At 72.8% G+C, this 881-nt stretch carries 1 protein-coding gene; it reads left to right on the forward strand.

Annotated features, from left to right (window positions below; all coding sequences use genetic code 11):
- Positions 1–2: 2 nt before the first annotated feature.
- Positions 3–881, forward strand: an 879-nt coding sequence (locus CTKZ_RS20970) for an IS481 family transposase (RefSeq protein WP_235843596.1), incomplete at its 3' end; no start/stop codon positions are given.

Here is an 881-nt window from a genome sequence, read left to right on the forward strand (position 1 = left end):
GCCTGGTGATCACCGCTGTCGTGCTCGAGGGCCGCTCGCAGGCCGAGGTGGCCCGCGCCTACGGGCTGTCGCGGTCCTGGGTCAGCCGCCTGGTCGCCCGCTACCGCGACGTCGGGGACGCCGCGTTCGAACCGCGATCCCGACGTCCCCGCACCAGCCCCACACGCACCGCCCCCGAGGTCGTCGACCTGATCGTCGATCTACGCAGCAAGCTGACCGCGGACGGCCTGGACGCCGGTGCGCACACCATCGCCTGGCACCTGGCCACCCACCACGACCTCACGCTCGCCCCGGCGACGATCTGGCGACACCTCAAGGCCGCCGGACTGATCGAAGCGGCCCCCTCGAAGCGGCCGCGCAGCTCCTACGTCCGCTTCGAGGCCGACCTGCCCAACCAGCTCTGGCAGACCGACTTCACCCACGTGCGCCTGGCCGACGGCACCGACACCGAAGTCCTGACCTTCCTGGACGACCACTCCCGGCTCGTACTGGCCTGCACCGCCCACCACCGGGTCCGCGGGCCCGACGTCGTGACCACGTTCCGGGCCGCGATCAGCGACAACGGCGTCCCGGCCGCGGTGCTGTCCGACAACGGCATGGTCTTCACCACCCGCCTCGCCGGCGGCCGCGGCGGCCGCAACGCCTTCGAGTCCGAGCTCGCCCGCCTCGGCATCGAGCAACGCAACTCCCGCCCGAACCACCCCACCACCTGCGGCAAGGTCGAACGCGTCCAGCAGACCCTCAAACGCTGGCTCGCGACCCACCCCCGCCCGGGCGACCTCGACCAGCTGCAGACCCTGCTCGACACCTGGCGCGAGCACTACAACACCGCCCGCCCCCACACCTCGCTGCACGGACGCACCCCCGCCGCCGCCTACGCC

This window comes from Cellulomonas algicola, assembly GCF_003851725.1.
In the GTDB taxonomy this organism is placed as follows: Bacteria; Actinomycetota; Actinomycetes; order Actinomycetales; family Cellulomonadaceae; genus Cellulomonas; species Cellulomonas algicola.